Below are 3,954 nucleotides of genomic sequence, written 5' to 3' on the forward strand. Positions count from 1 at the left end.
CACCGCGGCGGCCTTCTCCTCGACCGAGTAGCGACGAGTCGTCGGCTTCCCATTCGCCAGTTCCTTCGGCATAACTCCATCCTCGTTTCCAAGGTCAGGAGCCTCCAACAAACCCAGGGCGCTTCATTCCGCCGTTTTCGGGAGGACTTGGATGCCATCAAAACGGCGCCTTCCCTTTTGCCCACTGCTTGGACCAATCGCCTCGGATGCCGGTGGCGTTGAAGTCACCGAGGTCGGTGGTGGCGAATGGGTTGTCGAGGTAGCGGACCTCGTCGTGCTGGGCGCCACGCGGGTCGACGCGGACGAGAGCGAGGCGGTAACGCGGGGCGGCGTTCTTACCAACCATCACCTCGTTGTGGGTGACGAAGAAGTCGGTCGCTCCTTCGATACGCGCTTTGACCTCGATGCGGTAGGTGTCGCCTTTGGCGTCTGTGGAGAGGATGTCGAAACCGGGATTGTTGAAGGCCTGCTCGACGGGCTTGCGTCCGAGTTCACGTTCACGGGCCATCACCAAGTCGACACCGCGGCGTTCGACCTCTTTGGTCTCCTTCGCGTGGATGGGCGCGGTCGCGGGTAGGTCGGTCTCCAGTATCCCGACGGGGAGCACCAGTGCTGCGGTGACGATGCGTGGTGGCTTGGTCGACATAAGCTGCTGGTGGTCAAGCAGTGCGAGCCTCTTGCGTAGACGGGCGTCGAGTTCGACGGCTTTACGATTCAGGCTCTCCGATGATTCTTTCGGTTTCTCACCGGCGCGTTCCTTTTCCGCCGCGACGGCGGCATCGAGGATGAGGCGGTCGCGTTCACCTTCGAGCCGCTTGATGACCAGGTCACGTGCCTTACTCAACTCCGCGAGGCGCCTCGGCTGAACGTCGTCGAGGTAGTCGGGGAGTTGGTTGGCGATAATCCAGCTCGTGGTTTTGTCTTCAGCACCTGCCAGCCACGGGAGGGTGCGGGCTGTATCGGTGACAGCGTTCTCGGGTGCCGCCACGCAGTCCAGGTAGGGCGCGGGGCCGGCAGGCGTCACGGTGCCGAAGCTGTCGACGTATGCGTAGCCGAAGCGGCGTGCGACGGACTCTCCGGTCGCGTCGGCGACCTCTTCGATCACGCCGACGAGCAGGTGTGTTTCCTCCAGCGTCGAGGAAACCAAGATCGTGCCTCGGTTGAGGGAACCACCGAACTGTCGCACGGACTCGTCCATGACCGCGTCGTGCAGCGGATGATCCGGGGCGAGAAGGTCGGCGCGGCTGAGTTCGTCGGCGTGGACCTTGCCAAGATCGAACGTGACTCGGTCGTACTTGGTTGCGATCGGCCCTGTGCCTGCGGCGCGTATTTGCTGGGGCACGTTCGCGATCTCGTAGCGACCCTGTTCGCGCCTCACGATGCGGCCGCCGAGGCGGGCGAAGGCGGCCTTGAATGCCATCTCGATGTAGTGCGGTTGAAGGCGGCGGGCGCGTGCTTCGTCCATTGCCGCGCGCAGTGCATGCAGGTCGGCCTCGGCCAGGTTCTCCGACGCCAATGCCCGTTCGTCGAGGAGATCCTTGAGTCCATCCCCGACCGACGCGTCGATGACCTCATGCATTTTAGCCTTGACGTCGGGGCGCTCGCCGTGCTGGATGGCATCGAGCAGGAGGTTGCGCAGCGGGGTCTCGGTGAACGCCTCGCCGAGGACGTCGAAGACTTTGCCACCGTATGTCTGACGCATCTGGTCGAGCTTCTCCAGCAGGCGGGTGAAGACTTCACCCTCGCGGGTGTTGGAGGCTACGAGGTTCCAGAGTCGGCAGACCTCTTCTTGGCCGATGCGGTGGATGCGGCCGAAGCGTTGCTCGATGCGGTTGGGGTTCCACGGCAGGTCGTAGTTGACCATCAGGTGCGCGGCCTGAAGGTTAAGCCCCTCTCCAGCGGCGTCGGTTGCGATGAGGATTTGGACGTCGCGGTTCTTGGTGAACTCCTCGGTGATCACGCGCCGCTCACCTCTGCGGACGCCACCGTGGATCGCCTTGACCGAGTCGGGCTTGCCGAGCAAAGAGCCGATCTTGGACTGGAGATAGTCAAGGGTGTCGCGGTGCTCGGTGAAGATGATGAACTTCCGTGGCCAACCGTTCGAATCGGTGACCAGCGCATTGTCCTGGAGGATCGTGGAGAGTTCGGTCCACTTGCGGTCGGTGCCAGCCTCGCGGACCTTCTTGGCGGTCGCAATCAGATCGGCGAGTTCGACAAGTTCTGCGTTGAGCTCCTCGACGGTCTGGGCGGCGGTGGCCGCGTCCATCACGTCTTCCTCAAGCTGCTCCAGTTCTTCGGCGTTGTATTCATCTTCGTCGAAGTCGCCCGAGCCGATGACGTCGTCGGGTTCCTTGTAGGTGCCGTTGAGGATCTCGGTCTTCTTGCGCTCCAGCCGTTCGGTGCGGCGGACGAGGCTCTTGTAGATCGCCTCAGGGCTGGAGGCGAGTCTGCGCTGAAGGACAGTCAGGGCGAATCCGACAGTGTTCTTACGCTTGCCGCCAAGCCTGTCGGCACGGTTCATGCCCTCGCGGACGTAGCGAGTGACGTCCTCGTAGAGGCCCTTCTCCCGCTCGGTCAACTCGTAGGGCACAGTTTCGGCGATGCGTTCAGGGAAGAGCTTCTTACCTTCGAACGTCAGCAGGTCTTCCTTGACCATGCGCCGCATGATTCCGGTGACGTCGACAGACTTCTTCTGCTTGCCCTCGAACCGATCGCGGTCGAGCAAAGTGAGGAAGAGCTGAAAGTCCTCTTCCTTGCCCGAGTGTGGAGTCGCGGTCATCAGCAGGAGGTGGCGGGTAATTTGGCCGAGCAGCTCCCCCAGCAGGAAGCGTTTGGTCTTCTCCAGCTTCCCGCCGAAGTAGTGCGCTCCCATTCTGTGTGCCTCGTCGACGATGATCAGATCCCACTCCGTCTCCTTCAGTTGGGCCTGGAGTGCCTCGTTGCGGGAGAGCTGATCCATGCGTGCGATCACGAGTGGGTTCGTTTCGAAGACGTTGAGGTTGATGTTGGCATCGATGAGCTGGTTGGTCAGCAGGTCGAACCGCAGCCCAAACTTGAAGAACAGTTCGTCCTGCCACTGCTCGACCAGTCCACCGGGAGCGATGATCAGGCACTGCTTGACGTCGTCGCGGAGCAGCAGCTCCTTGATGTAGAGGCCGGCCATGATCGTCTTGCCGGCACCGGGGTCGTCGGCGAGAAGGAACCGAAGCGGGGTCCGCGGTAGGAGTTCGCCGTACACCGCGCGAATCTGGTGCGGCAGCGGCTGCACGTCGCTCGTGGCGACGGCCAGCATTGGATCGAAAAGGCCGGCCAGCGAGATACGTTGGGCCTCGGCGACGAGCTTGAAGTCGCTGGCGGTGGCGTCAAACGCGCGGCTACCGCTGGTGGCGACGCTGAGGTTGTCCTGGTCCTTGCGGAACACAACCTGTTGGCCAAGTCCACCTGAGCCGTTCTGGTAAGTGAGTGCGAGTGCGTCCGTGCCATGCCATTGAGCAGCGATGACAGTGATCACCTCTGCGGGAATGAGACCCTCGACTCGCAGACCGGGCTTCAACTCTTCAAGCTGCACGCGTGGACCTCCTCATTGCCAGCCCTCGAACGCTACCCGCCGATACTGACAGGTTCGCCATCGCCAGGAATTCAACGAGACCAAGCCGAGTGGCATTGCCAGGCCTTCGAACGCTTGCTGAGAAGCTGTCGAAGACTTCGCTGAGGTGCCGCCCGACGCCCGTCACCTCGAGTTCCCATCGGCGAGTTCGCGCAATGCTCGCCCCAACTCCTCCGGAAGCGTGTCACGAAACACCCGATAAGCCGCCTTCGATTGTGGGTGGACCGTTCCCGCTCTGGTGGACACCCGGAGATGAGCGGTGAGTTCCCCCAAGATAGAGGGAGCGGATTATGGGATCTACTCGTCGGAGCTTCACTGCCGAGTACAAGGCCAACGCGGTAAGTTTG

Annotated in this window: 1 protein-coding gene; it reads right to left on the minus strand. The window is 62.2% G+C overall.

Annotated features, from left to right (window positions below; genetic code table 11):
• Positions 1-157: 157 nt before the first annotated feature.
• Complete coding sequence (locus ABFX36_RS18790; protein ID WP_006896687.1) at positions 158-3,568, minus strand: helicase-related protein; 3,411 nt, start codon at positions 3,566-3,568, stop codon at positions 158-160.
• Positions 3,569-3,954 lie beyond the last annotated feature (386 nt).

The organism is Gordonia cholesterolivorans (assembly GCF_039531975.1).
In the GTDB taxonomy this organism is placed as follows: domain Bacteria; phylum Actinomycetota; class Actinomycetes; order Mycobacteriales; family Mycobacteriaceae; genus Gordonia; species Gordonia sihwensis.